The sequence below is a fragment of the Holdemania filiformis genome, assembly GCF_003459085.1.
In the GTDB taxonomy this organism is placed as follows: Bacteria; Bacillota_I; Bacilli_A; order Erysipelotrichales; family Erysipelotrichaceae; genus Holdemania; species Holdemania filiformis.
In genome coordinates, this window is sequence record NZ_QRUP01000031.1 from 1 (window position 1) to 19,383 (window position 19,383).

The window sequence follows — 19,383 nt, forward strand, 5'->3', positions numbered from 1 at the left end:
CTAATATTGCGGTTTTTTTGAAAAAGCCTTGTTTATTTTGATGAAATTTGACAATTTTAGTTAAAAATTGAGAAAAATGATGTAACAATTTTCAAAACTAACGTTTTAATAGAAAACTCCTCCTTTCATTTATCGGAAAAACAAAAAAGCGGCTCCATCCAAGTCCGGTCTTCCCTTCTTACGCAAGAAGCCGGTCTCATTCGATGAAGCTGCTTTTTATAGTATTGAATTTTTCAGTTCAAGTCTATCCGGTCCGGTAATCCGCTTACGCGGCGGCGGAGTCTTTTTCGTAAGCCTGCGCCATCCGGGCCAGACTTTCTTCCAGTAAAGACGTCGGACAAGCCAGGTTGATCCGCTCAAAGCCGCTGCCTTCCTCACCGAACAAATAACCTTCGTCCAAGAACAACAGCGCTTTCTTTGTCATGAATTCTTCCTGTTCGTTTTGATCCGCGAAATAAGCCCGCAGATCCACCCATAACAAGTATGTTCCTTCCAGCGGAGATACAATCGCCTTCGGGAAATGGCTGGCAAAGAACTCAACGGCCGTTTTGCGGTTGGTTTCCAACAAGTCTAACAACTCATCCAGCCAGCCCTCGCAATGACGATAAGCCAGCGTTGCCGCTTCATAGGCCATGATATTCAGATGACCGTTGATATAACTGCTCATCGTGGCCTTATAGGCTGCGCGCAGTTCAGCGTTGGGAATGACGATATTCGAGCACTGCATCCCCGCCAGATTGAAGGTCTTCGATACCGACGTACAGACGATCATGCGGTCGCTCAATTCCGGTGATAACGAAGCGAAGACGGTATGTTCATGACCCGGCAGAATCAGATCGAAATGAATCTCATCGGAAACGATCAGAACGTCATGTTTCAGACACAATTCACCGACCCGCGTCAGCTCGGTCTTCGTCCAGACGCGGCCGATCGGATTATGCGGACTGCAGAAGATCAACATTTTCACTTCCGGATCGGCCAGCTTGGCTTCCAGATCGTCAAAATTGATCGAATATACGCCCTCCTGATTGATCAGACTGCTGGTCACGGTCGTGCAGCCGCAGGCTTCAATCGTCTTTTTAAACGGATAGTAGACCGGCGTGAGGATCGCAATCTTTTCACCCGGTTTTACAAACGCGCGGACGGCGACGTTGATGGCCGTGACGACGCCCGGAAGCAGAACCAGCCAATCCTTTTCGATTGTCCAATGATGGCGGCGCTGCATCCAGTTCACCGTTTCCGTGTAGTAATCCTCACCAGCGTCGGTATAGCCTAAGATCCGGTGATCGAGAAACTGTTTCAGACCTTCGGTGATCTCCGGCGGATTCATTAACTCCATATCCGCAACGGATAACGGAACGATTCCCTCCGGCACTTCCGGATTTTGCTTGCGCATCCCTTTCCACTTGCTGGAATTCTGGGACTGTCGGTTGATTCGAGTTGTGAAATCATAGCTCATACTCATTACCCCCACTTTCTGACTTCAGCTTACAGCCAGGACTTGAAACGCAGAACTTACTTCCGGATATAACCGCTCTTGATGCAGGCTTCTCTGACCGCTTTGGAAACAGCCGGGACAACGCGGGAATCAAACGGTGATGGAATAATGTATTCTTCCGTCAGCTCTTCCGCCGGAATCAGATCGGCGATCGCCTGAGCGGCCGCAATCTTGACGTCCTCGGTAATCCGGGTCGCTTTCGCGTCCAAGGCCCCGCGGAAAATGCTTGGGAAGGCTAACAGGTTGTTGACCTGGTTCGGGAAATCAGAACGGCCGGTCGCGGCGATCAGCGCTCCGCCCTTTTTCGCTTCATAGTAATCAATTTCCGGTGTCGGATTCGCTAACGCGACGATGAAGCAATCCTTGTTCATCGTGGCGATGTCCTCTTTTGTCAACAGGTTGCCCTTGGAAACGCCGATGAACACATCCGCGCCGACTAACGCCGCCTTTAAGTCCGCCGGGCTTTCGCCGTGCAGATTGGTGAATTCGAGCAGTTCCTGCTTCAGCGGGTTGTAGCTGTCCTTCTTATCCGGATGCAGAACACCCTTGGAATCGAACGCCAGGATGTTCTTGAAACCGTAATTATACATCATTTTGATAATCGAGCTGCCGGCTGCGCCGACACCGTTGACGATGACCTTCATGTCTTCCGGCTTTCTGCCTGTTAACCGCAGACCGTTGATCAGTGCTGCCAGCACGACAATCGCCGTGCCGTGCTGATCATCATGGAAAACCGGGATGTTCAGTTCTTCAATCAGACGCCGTTCGATCTCCACGCAGCGCGGAGCGCTGATGTCTTCCAGATTGATCGCGCCCAGACCCGGGGAAATCAGCTTGCAGACCTTGATGATCTCTTCCGGGTCCTTGGAATCGACGCAGATTGGGAACGCGTCCAGCCCGGCGAAGCGGTGCATCAATAACGCCTTGCCTTCCATGACCGGCAGACCGGCGACCGCGCCGATATCGCCTAAGCCCAGCACCGCGGTACCGTCGGTGACGACCGCGACAGTGTTGCCTTTGCCGGTATAGCGATAGGCATTTTCCGGATCCTTGTTGATTTCCAGACACGGCTGAGCAACGCCCGGCGTGTAGGCCAGCGTCAGATCTTCCGGCGTTTCGCAGGGAACTTTCGGTTCGATCGATAATTTGCCATGGTGCAGTTCGTGCAGTTTCAGTGCGTCTTCATAAACAGTCATTGTGTTATCCCTCCACTTTTTCTTTCTTCTTATTCTTGGCTAAACGTTTCTTGCCCGGAATGCCCGGCTTGGTCATTTCCTGAACATCCATGATGATTTCCAGGTCATGTTCAGTGATCAGTCCGCTTTCCAGCAGCACCTCGCGCAGCGTGCGGTTTTCGATCAGCGCCTGCTTGGCGATCCGGCTGGCATTGGCGTAGCCGATATGCGGGGCAAAGGCCGTGATCGGGGAAACCGAGCGTTCGACGAAGAACAGGCAGTTTTCCTTATTCGCCTTGATGCCGTCGATCGCATTCAGACGCAGCGTATGGCAGGCGTTAGCCATAATCTCAATCGACTCGAACAGATTCTTAAACAGTACCGGCTCGAAGACGTTCAGCTCCAGCTGTCCGGCTTCCGCCGCCTTGGCGATCGTCACATCGTTGCCGATGACGTTGAAGCAGGCCTGGTTGCAGACCTCAGCGATGACCGGATTGACCTTGCCCGGCATGATCGAGCTGCCCGGCTGCCGGTCCGGCAGCTTGATTTCCGCTAAGCCGGCTTTCGGCCCGGAGGCCATCATCCGCAAATCGTTGCACATCTTGGACAGATTGACCGCCAGCACCTTCAGCGCGCCGGAGGCAAACGCCAGCGTATCGCAGTTGCGGGTGCCGTCGACCAGATCCTTGGCGGAGCTGAGCGTGATCCCACTGATTTCTGAAAGCACCGGCACGATCATCTTCTTGTATTTTTCATCGGCATTCAAGCCTGTGCCGACAGCCGTCGCGCCCATGTTGACGGCCTTCAGATCATTGAAGGCGACGCGGATCCGCTTGATATCGCGGCCGACCATCGTCGCATAAGCGTGAAATTCCTGGCCTAAACGAATTGGAACAGCGTCCTGCAGGTGCGTCCGGCCCATCTTGATCACACCGTCGAATTCCTTCGCTTTTTTAAGCAGGGAATGCTGCAGCTCGGTCAATTCGTTTAACAGCACCTCGACCAAAGCCAGCGCCGTCAAACGTCCGGCGGTCGGGAAGACGTCGTTGGTCGACTGACCGAAGTTGATGTGATCGTTCGGATGGATATAATCATAGACGCCGATCTCGCGGCCGGCCAGCTGCGCGGCCCGGTTGGCGATGACTTCGTTGGCGTTCATGTTGAACGACGTGCCGGCCCCGCCCTGGATGCAGTCGGTGATAAACCACGAATCCAGCTTACCGGAGATGACCTCGTCGCAGGCCTCCGTGATGTATTTCAGGCGTTCGTCATCCAGGAATCCGCACTGGTTGTTGCAGTAAGCGCTGGCTTTTTTAACCTTGCCGATCGAGCGGATCATCTGCGTATGCATCCGCCGCCCGGTGATCTGGAAATTGGTCATGGCCCGCTGTGTCTGCGCGCCGTAGAGGGCCTCCTTCGGGACTTCGATTTCGCCCAGTGAATCATGTTCCCACCGGAACTGTTCCGGGGTTTGTTCTGTTGCGTTCATGCTTTTTGTGAATTCTCCTTTTCTTCTTGCCACTCATCTTCTGTGAACACCCGGACGCCGTTGCGGATGAACAGTTCGGCTGTCAAACCGTGACCTTCCGTCAGCGTGCGGGTAAAACTTCCATCATAAATCAAGCCTTTGCCGCAGGAGGGACTTTTGGCTTTCAGCACCGCCAGCGTGATGTGATGTTCCTGAATCAGTGCCAGCGCGGCTTCCGCACCCTTGCGGTACTCAGCAGTGCAGTCCTTACCGGACTGCGTGCAGATCTGACAGCCCTGGCGTTCGCACGGATCGCGCGGGATGCCCAGTCCGCCCAGCACTTCCGGACAGATTGGCACGGCTTCCCCGCGTTCAACCATTGCCTTCAGCGCTTGCACAGTATTGGCCTTGCCGTCATAGCGGCAGGCTCTTCCCGCCAGGCAGGCGCTGACGGCGATCATTCAAAATCCTCAGCGTACAGATCGTTTCCCTGACTGTCGAAACAGACGAAAACCGGGAAATCCTCGACCTCCAGCCGCCGGATCGCTTCGCTTTGTAAATCCTCAAACGCGATCGTTTCGGCTTTTTTCACGCGCAGGCCCAACAACGCGCCGGCTCCCCCGACTGCGGCGAAATAGACCGCCTGATTGCGGATGATCGCCTGCTTGACCGCATCGCTGCGCTTGCCCTTGCCGATCATGCCGGCCAGGCCTAAATCCAGCAGCTGCGGAGTATAGACGTCCATGCGCGTCGCCGTGGTCGGACCGGCGCTGCCGAAGATCATCCCCGGAGGCGTCTGGGTGGGTCCGACATAGTAAATCATCTGATCCTTCAGATCAAACGGCAGCGGCGCTCCGGCGTCAAGCAGCTCCTTCATCCGCTTGTGCGCCGCATCCCGCGCCGTGTAGATTACACCGCTTAACAGCACCTGTTCCCCTGCGCGCAGGGACCGGCGGTCTTCCATCGTTAACGGCAGTTGAATTTTCTTCATTACAGCACCACCTTTTTATGCCGGGTTACATGGCAGTTGATGTTGACCGCCACCGGCATGCCCGCGATGTGCGTCGGGAACCATTCGATGTTGACCTTCAGCGCTGTCGTACGGCCCTTCAGCCCCATCGGCCCGATGTTGAGCTGGTTGATCTGTTCGAGGCATTCCCGTTCCAGCTGGCGGTATTGTTCATTCTCATTCTCGCTGTCCAAAGGCCGGACTAACGCACGCTTAGCCAGGTAGGCGGCATAATCCATCGTCCCGCCGACACCGACGCCGACGACCATCGGCGGACAGGCGTTCGGACCGGCCAGCTTGACGGTTTCCAGGATGAAATCCCGGACGCCTTCGACGCCCTCGGCCGGCTTGCACATTTTGATGCGCGAGCAGTTCTCCGAGCCGAAGCCCTTCGCCGCACATTCGATCACGACCTGATCGCCTTCCACGATTTCCGTGTAGATCACCGCCGGAGTGTTGGTCAGCGTATTCTTCCGCTCAAACACCGGATCGCTGACCACGGAATTGCGCAGGTAGCTTCCCTGATAGGCTTCCTCTACGCCCTTGTTGACCGCGTCCTTTAACGATCCCCCGGTAAAGTGAACATCCTGGCCGATCGTCAGCCAGACGACCGCCATCCCGGTATCCTGGCAGATCGGCAGCCGTTTCGTCCTGGCCAGCTCAGCGTTTTCCATTAACAGCGCCAGCGCCTGTTTGGCCCTGGGTTTGTCTTCCTTTTCGGCATAGGTGACCAGTTTCGCCATCACGTCGTCAGGATATTCAAAGGCGATGCCGCTGCAGCAGTCCCTTACGATTTCCTGTATTTCTTTGACTTCAATTTCTCGCATACTCCTAAGCCCTTTCTGTTTGTTATTGTAACACAAACAATAAGGGGAATGAACTGCTTAATCCGCGCATTCCAGGATGTTCCTTGACAAGATGTAAATTCTTTCAATAAGGAACGCACCGCTGTTGAAATCACTTTCAGAAACATCATTTCACTGCCATTTTCAAAGCTTCCGGAATACAATAGAAATTGAGGTGAAACCATGAAAAGAATTGAGATTGAAAAGCTGGATCGGAATCTGATTTCCCTGATCCATAACGATTGGGCCGTACTGACCGTTCCGGATGAGGGCAAGGTCAACGGCATGACTGTCAACTGGGTTCAGATGGGCTGGTTGTGGAACAAAGCGGTAGTCACCGTGTATGTCCGGCCGCAGCGTCACACCTACCCCCTGATCGAACGGGAAAACTGCTTCTCGCTGGCGTTCTTCGACAACGATCAACGGGAAAAGCTGGCCTATCTGGGCAAGGCCAGCGGCAAAGACGTGGATAAGCTGGCGCATGTCGGCTATACGACAACCCTGCTCGATGGAGCGCCGTGCATCGATCAGGCGCGTCTGGTGCTGGTGCTGAAGAAGTTAGCGACGATGGAGATCAGCGACGCTGAGTTTATCGACAAAACTGTGGAGAACGCAAGTTATCCCAACCGCGATTACCACAAGGCTTATACCTGTGAGATTCTCGCCGCTTATCTAAACGAGGCGTAATCTCCAAACTTGAACAGAGCTGATTCCATTGGGAACGGATCAGAAAAAGAGCTGCGAACGTCAGACTTATTCCTGTCTGAATGATCACAGCTCTTTATTGGTTTCTAAACCAGGTTCGAATATAGATTTTAATACCGAAACAGACAGACCTGGCCCTTTCAAAAAGGAAGGCTCAGAATTGTAAAACATATAGATTCCCGAATCTCGCCAGCCTCGATGGAACGGATTGATGAGGAAGCCGGTCTCCTCTGCACGCCGATCCCAGCTTCAACCTAACAATGCCATTGAATCTTTGCCGGGCAGGGTTCATCCGTGATGGACTGGGCTGAAAGCGAGGCATGGGCATCCTGCCAGAGTTGGCGGGTCAGCTCCTCCATTTCAGATGTGGACAAATCCAGCCCCCGGTCATAAACTACCGCAGCGGCGGCATAAAACAGAAATCCCAGCGCATTGGTCGGCGTTGTCAGCGTACCGCAGGCTGCGGCAATCGCGCGGGCCGCGGCCTGGGCAACCGGATCCGCTGTTTCCCGGGCGATCTGACCAGCTTCCTTGATCCACGGTTTCCCTGTTTTTCCCGGCTGATGGAGTTGAACCACCTGCTGACAGGCCTGAACCAGCGCGTCCAGCCGGCGCTCCCCGCCGGCTTTTTTCTTATAGACCGGCAAGATCCTGCTTTCGACATAACCCAGCGCCCAGCGAGCCAGCGTGGTTTCACTCTGAGTCTCGATCAGCCGCATCATCGCGATACATTCCAGCGAATCAACATCGCCCAGCATTTTTCGTAATTTTGCCATCTTTCGCGTTTCCTTTCTTCTTCAGATTAAAATGCCTTCGCAGTGATCCAGCTCATGCTGAATCACCTGCGCTGTGAACCCATTGAACGTCCGCTGCTTGATCCGGCCTTGTTCATCCTGATAACGCAGCTGCAGCTTTTCAAAGCGCTGCGCCCGGCGCGTTCCCGGCAGTGATAAACAGCCTTCCTCTGCCGTATATTTTCTCCCTTCAGCCTTGATGATCTGCGGATTGATCAGCACCAGCGGCTGATCCGCAACAAAGACCGCGATCACCCGGACAGACTGACCGATCATGTTCGCGGCCATTCCGGCGCAGTGATCCGCATGGGCCCTCAGCGTGTCCTTCAGATCTGCCGCAATGGTCAGATCTTCCATCGTTGCCTCCCGGCTGGGGCGGCTGAGCAGAATCGGATCGGTTACTATTTCCCGAATCATAAAATTATTCCCTCTTCCTTTTCAATGTTTGTTTTCTCCTGAGCTGGTTTCTTCAGATTCCGTTTCAGGATAATATCATGGCGCTGTGCCGCTGCCTGCAGCTGATTTACCGCCGCGGCGGATTTTTCCTTTACTGGCATTGCCGGATCCAATGTCCGCAAGCCCGTCATAACCGTTTCCAGCTCCGCCAAAGGAAGCAGCGTCACGGCCAGACAATAAAAGCTTTTGCGGCGGCCTTCGTTATAATCTTCCAGCAATTCCGCCAGGATCGCCAGTTTCTGTTCCATTTGTGCTTCAAAGGCGGCAGGCCCGGTCCTTTTCAGCTGATCCAGATCCTTCAGCCGGTGACGGCAGGTCACAAACGAAACAGTGTCCTCGGTAACGGCCATCCGCTTACAGGGATAGTGTTCACATTGGCTGCAATATTCAATCCCGCCCTGTTCTGCGGCGCATTTCAAAAGCTTGCAGCGGGGTCTGTCCGGCGCTCCGCAGCCGGGACAATGACCGCCCAGATACAGCGTGCAGCAGCCGCAGGCCAGACCGCACAGCGAGAATTTCGTATAGGCACGCAAACCTTCATTTTTTATCGTCATTTTCTTCCTTCCCCTCCTTTACCGGAGTCGCCATTGATATTTTGCCATATCCACGCAGCCGTTGGACTTAAATTCAACGCCTTCCGCTTCCAGCAGAGATCGTTGTTCATCCCATCCCGGCGCCGTGCGGCCCTGGCTGTTGACCACACGGTGGCACGGATAATCGCCATAGAACTCAGAATGCGAACAGGCTTTGCCGACATGCCGGCCATGGCGGGGATAGCCCGCCAGTTCAGCGATCTGGCCGTAGCTGGCGACCTGACCGCAGGGAATCTCGCTGATCACCGCCAGCACCAACGCTTCAAACTCTTCATTCATCGCCGTTCTCCTTTTCAGTCTGTTCAATTAAATGTTTCCAGCCGCGGATCGCTTCCGATTCAAATTTATCGCGATGGTAGATCATCCAGTTCTGATTTTCCAATTCGATTCCTTCGATCTTCACTTCCGTCAACTCGCCGGATGCCAGCTGCGGACGAACCATCTGCTCGGGTAGTAACGCGATCCCCAAGCCGGCCAGCGCCGCTTGTTTCAGCACCTGAGAATTGACGCTCTCCCAGGCCGGCTTGACCTGGATCTGACGCAGCCGCAGCGCGCTGTCCAGACTGTCGCGAATGGCGCTGCCCTGCTCGCGCAATAACCAGGCCTGCTCCGCCAGCTGATCGAGCTTTAGTATTTTATGCTTAGCTACCGGCCAATCCGGGCGACAGACAAACGTCAGCCGATAGCGGGAAAACGGCAGCTTCACAAGACACTCCTCCTCGCACACGCCTTCGGTAAAGCCCAGATCCACCTCGTTCACCAATACTTTCCTGACAATTTCCTTGGCCCGGTCGACCTGAACCCGCACCGGCGTCTTCGGGTACAGATCGTGAAACCGCGCGACCAGGGACGGCAGCCACATGTTTGCGATCGTGATGCTCGAGCCGATCCGCAGCGGCGCCTGTTTTTCAAAATCCGCTGTGTTTTGTTCCAGATCTTCAATCGCTTCCAGGATCGGAACCAGCTTATGATACAGCTGCAGACCGCGTTCGTTCACGGCGCAGTGCCGGCCGATCCGGTCTAAGAGCGTGTAGCCCAGCTGCTGCTCCAATTCTGTTACGACATGCGAGACCGCCGGCTGGCTCATGTATAAGACCTGTGCCGCCCGGGTAAGACTCCCCTGCTCCACCACAGCCCGAAATACTTTCCACTGTCGGATTGTCATCCGAATCCCTCCCTTCGCAGCGAGCCTCTGCCGATTCGCCGCTGTCCTTCATCCATAACTAAATAGTAATGGAAAACATAGATTTTTGCAATTTTACTTCTGCCTTTATTTTATGGATAATAGACGGGAAGGGGGAAAGTCAATGAAATCATGGAAAACCGGAATCTGGCTTTTCGGTGTTAATTTGTATATCAGTACGTTTACGTTTGGAGGCGGATACATCGTTATTCCGATGATCCGCAAAATTTTTGTCCAGCAGAAACAGCTTTTCACGGAGTCTGAGCTGCTGGAAATGGCGGCAATCGCCCAGTCCTCGCCCGGCGCGATCGCGGTGAATCTATCGGTTCTGGCCGGACGGCGGACTTTAGGCTTAGCCGGCGCTTTGATCAGCGCCGTCGGCGCAGTGCTGCCTTCATTTATCATCCTGGCTCTGATTTCTTCCTGTTATGATGCTTTCCGCACTCAGCCGGTCATCAACGCCTGCCTGAAAGGTATGGAAGCCGGGGTAGCAGCATTGATCGTTCAGCTGGTCTATGAGATGAGCGCGGCGATCTTGAAGCAGAAGCAAACGCTTCACAGCTTGATTTTACCCGTCACTTTTTTCTGCGGTTTTATCCTGGAAATTCCGGCGATGACGCTGCTTTTGTTTTGGGCAGGATTGTCGTTACTCCTGAGCTTCCTTGATTATCGGAGGGCCCGGGCATGAATCTGATTCTGGAATTGTTTTTTACATTTTTGAAGATCGGTTTATTCAGCATCGGTGGCGGCTACGCGACGCTGCCCTTGATCCAGCAGCAGGCAGTCGTTGTCCATCCGTGGCTGACGCTGCAGGAATTCACCGATATCATCACGCTGTCGCAGATGACGCCGGGTCCGCTGGCAGTCAACACCTCGACGTTTGTCGGGATGCGGTTAGCGGGACTGGCCGGGGCGATTGCGGCAACCGGAGGCTGCGTATTGTGCGGGATTCTGATCAGCCTGGGCCTGCAGCGCTTCTTCCGCCGCAACGGCGATCAGAAAGCTGTCCTGCATCTGTTGGAAACGTTGAAATCCGCTTCCGTCGGTTTAATCGCGGCTTCCGCCGCAACGATCGTCTTGATCGCCTTGTTCGGCGTTTCCTCCTGGAAGCAGCCGCTGCAATTCAACGGCACGGCGCTGATTCTGTTCGCGTTGTCGCTGGCGGCAATCGTCAAAGGAAAACTGGGGCCGGTGCCGCTCCTGATCCTCAGCGCGCTGGCGGGGTGTTTCTTTTATCTTTAGTCCCCCTGATTGAGCAGTCTTCCTTTTTTAGGAAATCTTTAGTTCCCAAATTGAACCAAATCAGGTAGAATAAAAACGCAAAGCTCCAGATTAAAATCAGGGAAATTCTACATCTGGGGCTAAGGAGGAAAACTATGAAAAAACTTGCTGCTGCCTTACTCACGATCGCCTTGCTTCTCACAACCGGCTGTTCCGGGAATACGAACAAGGAAACCGGCAACGTCATCGCCCGGCACTCCGAAGATGAAGACGGTCTCTACTATGGCAAACAGGGTGATACGATGCGCAACGAATTCTTTGATTTCATCGTTGAAGACGTTAAGCTGACCGACAGCTTCGGCGGATATACCGCAAAAGAAGGAATGCGCTTGTTATGCGTAACCGTCAAAGAAGTCAATACCTTCGGCGAAGCGCTGCCGATGTTTGATCAGGATTTCGTGCTGACCTGGGAATCGACTGAAGAGTTGTTTTATCCGTTAGTCAATCTCGATGATAAGTCGGTCATGCCGGAAGAATTCGAGCTGGCAAAAGGCAAGTCCGCAACGTATAAGCTTGTCTTTGAAGTTCCGGCTGAAGAACCGGAGTTCCTGTTGATCTACCTGGAAGAATTCGACAATGATGAAACCGGCGATATGTTCGTCGTCACGCTGACGCCGGACGCTCAGTAACCGTTCGTTTCCGATTGCACAGGCAAAAATGACGAAAGACGGACCCCTCACAGATCCGTTTTTTTACAAATCGTTTCAAATCAGGCAGAATCTCGTAAACCTCAATCCTGCACCCAGGGGAGCGTCGATGATTCTGCTTTTTTACTTTTCCCCCTGTATTAAAGCGATCTTGCTTTCTAACGCTTGCACTCAGCGGGATCAAAAGGAAGGCAGACGCCTGAATCCCGGCGCTTTGATAAAAATCCCGGATCTGACGGCTTCGGGCTGAGAGCCTCCAGCCCTGACAACCCCTGGCTTTCGGGACAAACATGCGGCTTGCATTCGCCGCTTCATCCCGATACAATGAGGATAACAAGAATAAAAAGGAGAATGATGCATGAAACCGAAAATTGAAATTTGCTGCGGAAGCGCGCAGGATTGCCAGGCAGCGCAGCGTGGGGGTGCGGATCGGATCGAACTGAACTCCGCCCTAGCGTTAGGCGGTCTGACGCCGACGCTGGCGAATCTGATCGAGGCGAAAAAGACCGTGACATTGCCGATCATCACCATGGTTCGCAGCCGGGGCGCGGGCTTCTGTATGACCGACGCGGAATTTGAAATTTTATTTGCCGATGCGGAACTGCTGCTGAAGCATGGGGCAGACGGGCTGGCATTCGGTGCGCTCAACGCCGATCATACCCTCAATGCCGCGCAGACCCGGGCCATGATTGAGCTTGCTCATCGCTACGGCCGGGAATTTGTTTTCCACCGCGCGTTTGACTGCGCTGCCGATTTCGATACGGCGATCAGCCAGCTGATCGACTGGAAAGCAGACCGGGTGCTGACCAGCGGCGGGGAAGCCAAAGCGGAACACGGCATCGAAACGCTGGCGCGCCTGCAGCGAAAATACGGCGGACACATTGAAATTCTGGCAGGCAGCGGTGTCAACGCCTCCAACGCCCGGCTTTTGTTAGAACAAACCGGCGTTCATCAGCTTCACTCCTCCTGCAAAGACTGGCTGACCGATCCGACAACCATCGGTCATCATGTCACTTACGCCTTTGCGCCGGCGCCGCACGAGCTGGATTACGACGTTGTCAGCGAACAGAAAGTCCGCGAGCTGACGGCCGCCGTCGGAACCTGCGCATAAATTCAGCCTGGTTTGAAACGGACTCCGCCCGATGCTAAGCTCTCTTAAACAAACAAAACCGATTCTTTATCCCTGCGTTAAGCAAGGTCAGGAATCGGTTTTTTTCTTTTTTCGGGAAGGCTCCGGATGTTTTTTTACTTCCACTTCCGGGACAGGTTCAACCCAGGCTTCTTTTTCCTCATTGACCAGCCCTGCCGTTTCCAAAGATGTCAATTCAGTCAGCTTCGGCCACAGCCGGTCCTGCCGCGCCAGCTCTTTCGCCAGCATCCGGATCACACGCTGATGTCCTGATGAGCATTGATGAAAGCAGGTCAGCAGCTCGACGTCTTTATTCTGCAGCACGATGTCCTGGCTTTTCCGCACATGCCCATGATAATCCAGCAGATAATTAAAATCGACGCCGAAAATTTCAGCCATCCCGAACAGGGTATTGATATCCGGCTCCGCGGCATTGTTCTCATACCGCGAAATTGCCCCGTCGCTCAGGCATAAGTCCTGCCCTAAAGCTTCCTGGCTGATTCCGCGTTCTTCCCGCAGCAGTCGCAGATTTTCGCCTAACGAGAGTTTCGCTTTCATCCCGCTCCTCCCTTCCTTATTTTCGTATATGAATCATATCGTAAAACAACGTAAAAATTTGTCATTTCTCGGTAATAGATAATCTTTATTTTTCTCGCTGTTCGAGATATAATAAGGCGAAACGAGGAGGTGCTTATGGGAAATCCATTTCAAGTTAAACTGAGCCAGATGCTGAGCGCTGCCAATACCGATCTCCCCCGGCTGGAAGCTCTGCTTTATCTCTGCTGCAGCCATGCCTCATTGCGCTGTCCGTATACTCAGAAGCCTTGCGATCAGCGGTGTATCATCCACCTCGAACAGGCCGGGGCTTTCCCGCAAGACGCGACAGCGAGGCCGGAAATTCACTGATTTTCATTCCCCTGAAGGATGTTCAGCATCCTTTTTCTTTTTACTTCGGAGCCGGGTAACGGCAAGCTTCACTTAAATTTGTGGAAAAGTGCGCGGCGGTCTTGTCAGGACAGGGGAAAAGTGTTATATTATCTTAGCAGTCACTTATCAAGAGTGCTAAAAGGAGGAAATCATTATGGCTAAAAAACAGTTTAAAGCTGAATCCAAGCGTCTTTTGGATCTGATGATTCATTCTATCTATACCAACAAGGAAATCTTTCTGCGGGAGCTGATCTCCAACGCGTCGGACGCCCTGGACAAGCGGTATTATCTGTCGCTGACGGATGAAAATCAGCGCGTCGATAAGAACGAATTGAAAATCCGGATTGACCTGGATAAGGAAAACCGCACGATCACGCTGACTGACAGCGGCATCGGCATGACTCAGGAGGAACTGGAAAGCAACCTCGGTACGATCGCTCACAGCGGTTCGCTGGAATTCAAACAAAAGCTGGAGGAAGGCACCAGCGACGTCGATATTATCGGTCAGTTCGGCGTCGGCTTCTATTCGGCGTTCATGGTTGCCCAGCGGATCATCGTTGAAACCCGCAGCGCCCAGAGCGAACAGGCTTATTCCTGGATCTCCAACGGCGAGGATGGCTACACCATCGCACCGATCATGAAAGAAGACGTCGGTACGAAAATCATTCTCGAACTGAAGCCGGAAAGTGAAGACGATAAGGTCGACGAATATCTCGATGAATACACGATCAAAAATCTGATCCGCAAGTATTCCGATTATGTCCGCTGGCCGATCGAAATGGAAGTTGAAACAACCAAGACCGTTGAAGGCAAGGATGAACCGGAAACCGTCAAGGAAATCCAGACGCTAAACTCCATGGTTCCGTTATGGAAGCGCAACAAATCGGAAATCAAAGAGGAAGAATACAACGAGTTCTACAAGAACAAATTCATGGACTGGGAAAACCCGGCCAAGGTGATGCATTATTCCGTCGAGGGCACAACTTCTTACAACGCACTGTTGTTCATTCCGGCGAAAACGCCATATAACTTCTACAGCGCTGATTATGAACCGGGCTTACAGCTCTACTGCAAGGGCGTGTTCATCATGGACAAGGCCAAGGATCTGGTGCCGGATTACTTCCGCTTCGTGCGCGGCCTGGTTGACAGCGACGATCTAAACCTGAACATCTCGCGTGAAATCCTCCAGCAGGACCGGCAGATGAAAACACTGGCCAAGAGCATTGAGAAAAAGATCAAGAACACCCTGGAAGACATGCTGAAAAACGACCGCGAGAAGTATGAAGAATTCTTCAAGAACTTCGGCCTGTCGCTGAAATTCGGCGTGTACCAGGACTATGGCATGCACAAGGATCAGCTGCAGGACCTGTTGTTATTCAAATCCACGAACAATGACGAGTACACGACGCTGGATGAATATGTTTCCCGGATGAAGGAAGGCCAGGATCAGATCTACTTCGCCAGCGGCGAGAGCATTGAACTGATCAAAAAGCTGCCGCAGATGGAAAAGCTCCAGGACAAAGGGTATGAAGTCCTGTATTTCACAGACGATGTCGACGAATTTGCCGCCAACATCATGATGGAATACAAGGAAAAGAAATTCAAATCGATCAACCAGGGCGACCTGGATCTGGACGATGAGGAAGAAAAGAAGGCCAAGGAAGAAAAGACGCAGGAAAACAAGTCGATGCTGGACAAGATGAAGGATGCACTGGGCGATAAAGTTAAAGAAGTCCGTCTGTCCTCCCGTCTGAAATCCCATCCGGTCTGCCTGGTTTCCGACGAAGGTCTGTCGATGGAAATGGAAAAGGTTCTGAATCAGATGCCGAACCAGAATGAAGTCAAGGCCGGCAAGATTCTGGAAATCAACCCGGATCATGACATTTTCACGACATTGCAGAAGATCTATGACAAACACCCGGAATTGATGGATGAATACACGGATCTGCTTTATACGCAGGCGATGCTGATCGAAGGCTACAAGATTGACGATCCGATCGCTTACGCCAATCAGGTCTGTGATCTGATGATCCGCGCCAATCAGGAATAAATCAAAAAGAAAACAGAAAAAGGAAGAACGGGGAACGGCCTTCATGGAGCCGCGCCGGGTTCTTCCTTTTCTTTTGGCTTAATTTAATGCTATAATTAAAATTATTTGAATTCAATCTTTACGCGATGAAGGAAAGGAGGAAAACAGAACATGAATCAATTGACCGAGATCAGCGCCCGGCAAATTTTAGGCTTGCTTGAGAATAGCTTTGATATGATCGATCCACGTTTAATCGGTCATGAACTGCGCACGGCTTGTTATGCCGATCAACTGTTAGCGGCTGCGGGCATGGATGATGAAAAACGGCGGGATCTGGACTGTCTTGTATTTCTCCATGATATCGGAGCGTACAAAACGGAAGAGATCGGCCGGATGATTCAGTTTGAAACCGAAACATGCTGGGATCATTCGATTTACGGTATGCTTTTCCTTTACCATTATTCGCCCTTCCCCGACCTGGCTGAGGCGGTTCTGTTTCATCACAGCCGATGGGCGGCGCTGACCGCAGTCGGCGTGGATCAAACAATTGCCCGGGCTGCCAATCTGATTCACTTCTGCGACCGGCTGGACATTTTCCTCACTTATCGTCAGGGAACAATCGCCCAGTTTCTAGAACGGATGCGCCGGCCGGAATATCATGGCGGCTATGCCCCGGAGCTGCTTGCTTTGGCTGAACGAGCTCAGCTAAAGCCGGCAGTTCCAGCGCCGGCCAATTTCCTGTTCGAGCGGGAACGGCTGGCCCCTTTCCAGCCGCGCCAGATTGAAACGCTGCTGACAATGTTAATCGTCATCATCGACTTCCGTTCCCGTCACACGGTCACGCACACGATGATCACCGCTTCGACGGCGGTACAGCTGGGACGGCGCTGCGGCGTTTCCAAGTATGAGCAACAAGCGCTCGGAATCGCGGGAATGTTCCATGACTTAGGGAAAATCGGCATTCCTCTGGAGATTTTGGAAAATCCCGGGCGTTTAACCCAGGAAGACATGGCAGTCATGAAAACGCATGTTGAAAAAACCGCTGTCATTCTTAATGGCTGGGTCAGCGAGGAAATCCGCGATCTGGCGCTGCGTCATCACGAAAAGCTGAACGGCACCGGGTATCCGGACGGATTGAGCGCCAGTCAGCTGACGCTGCCCCAGCGGATTCTGGCGGTCGCCGATATCTTCAGCGCCTTAACCGGCGAACGAAGTTATAAGCAGGCCTATACGCTGGAACGTTCGTGCCGGATCCTGGCTGAGATGCGGGATGCCGGACAGCTGGACGCGCAGGTCGTGGACGCCGTACTGAGCGATCCGCAGGGACTGGCAGACGTTAACGAACAAAATTGCCGGGATATCCTTGACAGCTATCAACGAATTCAGGCGGAAAGCCAGGCGCTTCACGATTGTCTGACTGAACAGGTTCTCGTTGAAAAACAGCTGAGTGAGTTATGGCAGCGTTTAAAAAGCGATCCGGTTTCCGACGAAAATAATGATGACATCTCAAAGACAGCGTAATCCGCGCTTCAATTCAAACCGCATTTATCGAAAAGTGAATCCCGCTTGAAGACCGGTCAGAAAATTCCGGTCTTTTTATATTTTCCTCCGCCCGGTTCTCATGAAAAAAAAGCAGGTGAACGCACCTAAGCGGTTCCCTGCCGTTATTGTGTCGATCGGCGATCTCGATTCTACTCAACTGTTCATGCTCTGGTTCATCCGCACTTTTCGCAAGCTTCGCCGGCCCTGATTCCATCAATTATTCAGCGGTGTAATCCCGGTCGAACGTGATGACCGTGTACCACTTTTTCTTCTGCAAACTCAGCTGATCGTTAATTTGTTTGCGGATATCGTCAAAACCCAGTTTGCATTCAAATGGAACGACAATGTCAAAAATCAGATTGGTATGGGTTGGGCCGCTGACCATGCGGAAATCATGGAAACTTAATTGTTCGTCAATCTGCGCCAGAATGTTCTTCATCATCTTCCGCGCTTCTTCAATTTCCTGATTATCTGTTTCAATCGGATCCATGTGAATCGTAAACATGACGTGCAGCCGCTCGTAAATTTCCTTTTCCACCTCGTCGATCGTATCGTGGATCTGAAGCAGATCATCGTGCGCGCTGACCTCGGCATGGGCGCTGCCGATCAGATTCCCCGGGCCGTAGCTGTGAATGATCAGATCGTGCAGCCCCATGATTTCCGGCCGGCTCAGCATGATATCCGAAATCTTACTGACCAGTTCTTTATCCGCAGGCTGGCCCAGCAGTTCGCTGATCGTATCTTTAATAATTCCATACCCGGAAAACAGGACGAAGATCGAAACGATCACGCCCATAATTCCATCCACCGGCCAGCTGACAAACGCCGAGAGCACCAGAGAAACGACCGTCGCCGTTGTGGCGACTACATCATTCAGGCTGTCCTGAGCTGTCGCCAGCATCACCGACGAATCAATCCGCCGGCCCAGCTTCCGGTTAAAACCGCACATCCAGAATTTCACGCCGATTGATGCCAGCAGCGAGATCAGCACGATCCAGCTGAACCGGACGGTTTCCGGGTGAATCACCTTCATCGCCGAGCTTTTCAACAGCTCGAAGCCGACGATCAGAATAACCGACGCCAGCACCAGCGACGTCAGATATTCAATTCGGCCATGTCCGAACGGGTGATCTTTATCCGCCGGTTTCGCCGCCAGCTTGTACCCCAGCAGCGTCACGACGCAGCTGGCGCTGTCCGACAAGTTATTAAACGCGTCCGACGTGATCGAGATGGAATGGGCGATCGTCCCCATTACCAGCTTCACCGCGAACAACAGCACATTGCAGGCGATTCCGGTCAGGCTGCTCAGCAAGCCGTAATTTTCCCGGACCTTCGCATCTTCGGTCTGGGCGTAATTGTTAACAAATTTTTTAATTAGAAATTCCGTCATCGAACTCACTCCCTTGAGTGATTAGTTTACCACAAAAGGTTCGGGTTAGCCCAGTCTATTTTCATTCAAAATCCAAACCTTCGCTTTCCCGGCAGCCCGCAGCCGCATCAAGCGCAGACGAACCGGAAAATAAGGCATAAACACAAGCAGCGGAAGCAAAGGAAGCGGCCAGGCTGAGCCGGCATCCGCGTACAGCGGTTCCATGACGTAGACGCGCAGTGACGAAGGCATCAAAAGAAGCAAACCGCAGAACAACACGGTCAGCGCGATCAGCCAATCCAGCGACCACCGGATTAGCCGGCGTTCACTTTTATTCATCGAAGCAACCCAGCGGTAACCCAGCATCGCGATCACAGCATTCAATCCCGTAGCCGCCTGCCATCCCAAATCGCCGGCCATCGGCTGCAAGGCCAGAATCATCCCGCCGGCCAGGCCGGTCAGCAGCGCAATTTTCCATGGCCAGCGGCGGCGGTTTTCCGATTGAAACAAAGCCAGCGCGATGGCCGTCACCCCAAGCAGAAACACCCCCGCATTGTCATATCCTGAAATCAGATATCCCATTCCCGCCAGCTGTCCGCCAGCCGCCAACATCCCTTTATCTTTGAATTCCATCTGGCATTCCTCCCTTAACGTGTCCTAATGATATCACATCCGCGATTTTTCATTGTCCGATTAATCGGACAGTGATACAATATTTTTTAGAATTTGAAAT

At 52.8% G+C, this 19,383-nt stretch carries 22 protein-coding genes; 8 read left to right on the forward strand and 14 right to left on the reverse strand.

Features of this window, described 5'->3' with window-relative positions; translation table 11 throughout:
- Positions 1-265: 265 nt before the first annotated feature.
- The 6 genes from DWY25_RS16670 to DWY25_RS16695 are packed head-to-tail and all read right to left on the reverse strand — an operon-like array spanning position 266 to position 5,977.
- Positions 266-1,459 carry a MalY/PatB family protein gene (locus DWY25_RS16670; protein WP_117896189.1) on the reverse strand — a complete coding sequence of 398 codons (1,194 nt, stop codon included), beginning with the start codon at positions 1,457-1,459 and terminating at the stop codon, positions 266-268.
- A gap of 56 nt (positions 1,460-1,515) precedes the next feature.
- On the reverse strand, positions 1,516-2,694 hold the full coding sequence (locus DWY25_RS16675) for an NAD(P)-dependent malic enzyme (RefSeq protein ID WP_117896190.1): 1,179 nt from the start codon (positions 2,692-2,694) through the stop codon (positions 1,516-1,518).
- A 4-nt stretch (positions 2,695-2,698) separates the two neighbouring features.
- Positions 2,699-4,162, reverse strand: a complete 1,464-nt coding sequence (locus DWY25_RS16680; protein WP_117896191.1) for an aspartate ammonia-lyase — start codon at positions 4,160-4,162, stop codon at positions 2,699-2,701.
- A complete protein-coding gene (locus DWY25_RS16685) occupies positions 4,159-4,602 on the reverse strand; it encodes a 2-thiouracil desulfurase family protein (protein WP_117896192.1) in 444 nt (147 codons plus the stop codon). Before DWY25_RS16685 ends, DWY25_RS16680 begins: the two co-directional genes overlap by 4 nt.
- Positions 4,599-5,132, reverse strand: coding sequence for a Fe-S-containing hydro-lyase (locus DWY25_RS16690; protein WP_117896193.1), 534 nt, complete (start codon positions 5,130-5,132; stop codon positions 4,599-4,601). The genes DWY25_RS16685 and DWY25_RS16690 overlap by 4 nt, the downstream gene beginning before the upstream one ends.
- Entirely contained in the window at positions 5,132-5,977 is an 846-nt protein-coding gene (locus DWY25_RS16695) for a fumarate hydratase (protein WP_117896194.1), read from the reverse strand. The genes DWY25_RS16690 and DWY25_RS16695 overlap by 1 nt, the downstream gene beginning before the upstream one ends.
- Positions 5,978-6,178: 201 nt before the next feature.
- Between DWY25_RS16695 and DWY25_RS16700 the strand changes: the two genes are divergently transcribed.
- On the forward strand, positions 6,179-6,682 hold the full coding sequence (locus DWY25_RS16700) for a flavin reductase family protein (protein WP_117896195.1): 504 nt from the start codon (positions 6,179-6,181) through the stop codon (positions 6,680-6,682).
- A 272-nt stretch (positions 6,683-6,954) separates the two neighbouring features.
- On the opposite strand, the gene DWY25_RS16705 is transcribed toward DWY25_RS16700, so the two are convergent.
- From DWY25_RS16705 to DWY25_RS16725, 5 genes are read right to left on the reverse strand one after another with little or no spacing between them, the layout of a single operon-like run.
- Positions 6,955-7,476 (reverse strand): putative immunity protein, encoded by a 522-nt coding sequence (locus DWY25_RS16705; protein ID WP_117896196.1) that lies wholly within the window; start codon positions 7,474-7,476, stop codon positions 6,955-6,957.
- 21 nt (positions 7,477-7,497) lie between these two features.
- Positions 7,498-7,911 carry a peptide deformylase gene (locus DWY25_RS16710; protein WP_117896197.1) on the reverse strand — a complete coding sequence of 138 codons (414 nt, stop codon included), beginning with the start codon at positions 7,909-7,911 and terminating at the stop codon, positions 7,498-7,500.
- On the reverse strand, positions 7,908-8,504 hold the full coding sequence (locus DWY25_RS16715; protein WP_117896198.1) for a DUF3795 domain-containing protein: 597 nt from the start codon (positions 8,502-8,504) through the stop codon (positions 7,908-7,910). Before DWY25_RS16715 ends, DWY25_RS16710 begins: the two co-directional genes overlap by 4 nt.
- Before the next feature lie 18 nt (positions 8,505-8,522).
- Positions 8,523-8,822, reverse strand: coding sequence for an MGMT family protein (locus DWY25_RS16720; protein WP_117896199.1), 300 nt, complete (start codon positions 8,820-8,822; stop codon positions 8,523-8,525).
- Positions 8,815-9,708 (reverse strand): LysR substrate-binding domain-containing protein, encoded by an 894-nt coding sequence (locus tag DWY25_RS16725; RefSeq protein ID WP_117896200.1) that lies wholly within the window; start codon positions 9,706-9,708, stop codon positions 8,815-8,817. The genes DWY25_RS16720 and DWY25_RS16725 overlap by 8 nt, the downstream gene beginning before the upstream one ends.
- Positions 9,709-9,850: 142 nt before the next feature.
- Here DWY25_RS16725 and DWY25_RS16730 point away from each other — a divergent pair, with 142 nt between their 5' ends.
- The 4 genes from DWY25_RS16730 to DWY25_RS16745 all read left to right on the forward strand — a co-directional run bounded on the left by DWY25_RS16730 (position 9,851) and on the right by DWY25_RS16745 (position 12,765).
- Complete coding sequence (locus DWY25_RS16730) at positions 9,851-10,414, forward strand: chromate transporter (protein ID WP_244926005.1); 564 nt, start codon at positions 9,851-9,853, stop codon at positions 10,412-10,414.
- Positions 10,411-10,968, forward strand: coding sequence for a chromate transporter (locus tag DWY25_RS16735; RefSeq protein ID WP_117896201.1), 558 nt, complete (start codon positions 10,411-10,413; stop codon positions 10,966-10,968). The genes DWY25_RS16730 and DWY25_RS16735 overlap by 4 nt, the downstream gene beginning before the upstream one ends.
- A gap of 134 nt (positions 10,969-11,102) precedes the next feature.
- Entirely contained in the window at positions 11,103-11,636 is a 534-nt protein-coding gene (locus DWY25_RS16740; protein WP_117896202.1) for a hypothetical protein, read from the forward strand.
- A 376-nt stretch (positions 11,637-12,012) separates the two neighbouring features.
- A complete protein-coding gene (locus DWY25_RS16745; protein ID WP_117896203.1) occupies positions 12,013-12,765 on the forward strand; it encodes a copper homeostasis protein CutC in 753 nt (250 codons plus the stop codon).
- A gap of 87 nt (positions 12,766-12,852) precedes the next feature.
- Here DWY25_RS16745 and DWY25_RS16750 read toward each other — a convergent pair whose 3' ends face one another.
- Positions 12,853-13,341, reverse strand: a complete 489-nt coding sequence (locus tag DWY25_RS16750; protein WP_117896204.1) for a helix-turn-helix domain-containing protein — start codon at positions 13,339-13,341, stop codon at positions 12,853-12,855.
- Positions 13,342-13,476: 135 nt separating this feature from the next.
- Between DWY25_RS16750 and DWY25_RS16755 the strand changes: the two genes are divergently transcribed.
- The 3 genes from DWY25_RS16755 (at position 13,477) to DWY25_RS16765 (ending at position 17,260) form a co-directional block, all read left to right on the forward strand.
- Positions 13,477-13,689, forward strand: coding sequence for a hypothetical protein (locus DWY25_RS16755; protein WP_117896205.1), 213 nt, complete (start codon positions 13,477-13,479; stop codon positions 13,687-13,689).
- Positions 13,690-13,864: 175 nt separating this feature from the next.
- Positions 13,865-15,760, forward strand: coding sequence for a molecular chaperone HtpG (htpG, locus tag DWY25_RS16760; RefSeq protein WP_244926006.1), 1,896 nt, complete (start codon positions 13,865-13,867; stop codon positions 15,758-15,760).
- A gap of 150 nt (positions 15,761-15,910) precedes the next feature.
- The gene (locus DWY25_RS16765; protein WP_117896207.1) at positions 15,911-17,260 is read left to right on the forward strand and encodes an HD domain-containing phosphohydrolase; all 1,350 of its coding nucleotides are present in this window, start codon (positions 15,911-15,913) and stop codon (positions 17,258-17,260) included.
- Positions 17,261-17,498: 238 nt separating this feature from the next.
- Here DWY25_RS16765 and DWY25_RS16770 read toward each other — a convergent pair whose 3' ends face one another.
- Both DWY25_RS16770 and DWY25_RS16775 read right to left on the reverse strand, forming a co-directional pair.
- Positions 17,499-18,671, reverse strand: a complete 1,173-nt coding sequence (locus DWY25_RS16770; RefSeq protein WP_117896208.1) for a cation diffusion facilitator family transporter — start codon at positions 18,669-18,671, stop codon at positions 17,499-17,501.
- A gap of 45 nt (positions 18,672-18,716) precedes the next feature.
- Positions 18,717-19,283 carry a hypothetical protein gene (locus tag DWY25_RS16775; RefSeq protein WP_117896209.1) on the reverse strand — a complete coding sequence of 189 codons (567 nt, stop codon included), beginning with the start codon at positions 19,281-19,283 and terminating at the stop codon, positions 18,717-18,719.
- Positions 19,284-19,383: the final 100 nt, after the last annotated feature.

What these genes read in the sequence shown, in the direction of transcription:
- DWY25_RS16755 (WP_117896205.1), top strand. Translation starts at nt 13,477, where the DNA reads ATGGGAAATCCATTTCAAGTTAAACTGAGCCAGATGCTGAGCGCTGCC.
- DWY25_RS16765 (WP_117896207.1), top strand. Translation starts at nt 15,911, where the DNA reads ATGAATCAATTGACCGAGATCAGCGCCCGGCAAATTTTAGGCTTGCTT.
- DWY25_RS16730 (WP_244926005.1), top strand. Translation starts at nt 9,851, where the DNA reads ATGAAATCATGGAAAACCGGAATCTGGCTTTTCGGTGTTAATTTGTAT.
- DWY25_RS16685 (WP_117896192.1), bottom strand. Translation starts at nt 4,602, where the DNA reads ATGATCGCCGTCAGCGCCTGCCTGGCGGGAAGAGCCTGCCGCTATGAC.
- DWY25_RS16750 (WP_117896204.1), bottom strand. Translation starts at nt 13,341, where the DNA reads ATGAAAGCGAAACTCTCGTTAGGCGAAAATCTGCGACTGCTGCGGGAA.
- DWY25_RS16770 (WP_117896208.1), bottom strand. Translation starts at nt 18,671, where the DNA reads ATGACGGAATTTCTAATTAAAAAATTTGTTAACAATTACGCCCAGACC.
- DWY25_RS16705 (WP_117896196.1), bottom strand. Translation starts at nt 7,476, where the DNA reads ATGGCAAAATTACGAAAAATGCTGGGCGATGTTGATTCGCTGGAATGT.
- DWY25_RS16735 (WP_117896201.1), top strand. Translation starts at nt 10,411, where the DNA reads ATGAATCTGATTCTGGAATTGTTTTTTACATTTTTGAAGATCGGTTTA.
- DWY25_RS16690 (WP_117896193.1), bottom strand. Translation starts at nt 5,132, where the DNA reads ATGAAGAAAATTCAACTGCCGTTAACGATGGAAGACCGCCGGTCCCTG.
- htpG (WP_244926006.1), top strand. Translation starts at nt 13,865, where the DNA reads ATGGCTAAAAAACAGTTTAAAGCTGAATCCAAGCGTCTTTTGGATCTG.
- DWY25_RS16775 (WP_117896209.1), bottom strand. Translation starts at nt 19,283, where the DNA reads ATGGAATTCAAAGATAAAGGGATGTTGGCGGCTGGCGGACAGCTGGCG.
- DWY25_RS16680 (WP_117896191.1), bottom strand. Translation starts at nt 4,162, where the DNA reads ATGAACGCAACAGAACAAACCCCGGAACAGTTCCGGTGGGAACATGAT.
- DWY25_RS16720 (WP_117896199.1), bottom strand. Translation starts at nt 8,822, where the DNA reads ATGAATGAAGAGTTTGAAGCGTTGGTGCTGGCGGTGATCAGCGAGATT.
- DWY25_RS16710 (WP_117896197.1), bottom strand. Translation starts at nt 7,911, where the DNA reads ATGATTCGGGAAATAGTAACCGATCCGATTCTGCTCAGCCGCCCCAGC.
- DWY25_RS16675 (WP_117896190.1), bottom strand. Translation starts at nt 2,694, where the DNA reads ATGACTGTTTATGAAGACGCACTGAAACTGCACGAACTGCACCATGGC.
- DWY25_RS16745 (WP_117896203.1), top strand. Translation starts at nt 12,013, where the DNA reads ATGAAACCGAAAATTGAAATTTGCTGCGGAAGCGCGCAGGATTGCCAG.
- DWY25_RS16715 (WP_117896198.1), bottom strand. Translation starts at nt 8,504, where the DNA reads ATGACGATAAAAAATGAAGGTTTGCGTGCCTATACGAAATTCTCGCTG.
- DWY25_RS16740 (WP_117896202.1), top strand. Translation starts at nt 11,103, where the DNA reads ATGAAAAAACTTGCTGCTGCCTTACTCACGATCGCCTTGCTTCTCACA.
- DWY25_RS16700 (WP_117896195.1), top strand. Translation starts at nt 6,179, where the DNA reads ATGAAAAGAATTGAGATTGAAAAGCTGGATCGGAATCTGATTTCCCTG.
- DWY25_RS16695 (WP_117896194.1), bottom strand. Translation starts at nt 5,977, where the DNA reads ATGCGAGAAATTGAAGTCAAAGAAATACAGGAAATCGTAAGGGACTGC.
- DWY25_RS16725 (WP_117896200.1), bottom strand. Translation starts at nt 9,708, where the DNA reads ATGACAATCCGACAGTGGAAAGTATTTCGGGCTGTGGTGGAGCAGGGG.
- DWY25_RS16670 (WP_117896189.1), bottom strand. Translation starts at nt 1,459, where the DNA reads ATGAGCTATGATTTCACAACTCGAATCAACCGACAGTCCCAGAATTCC.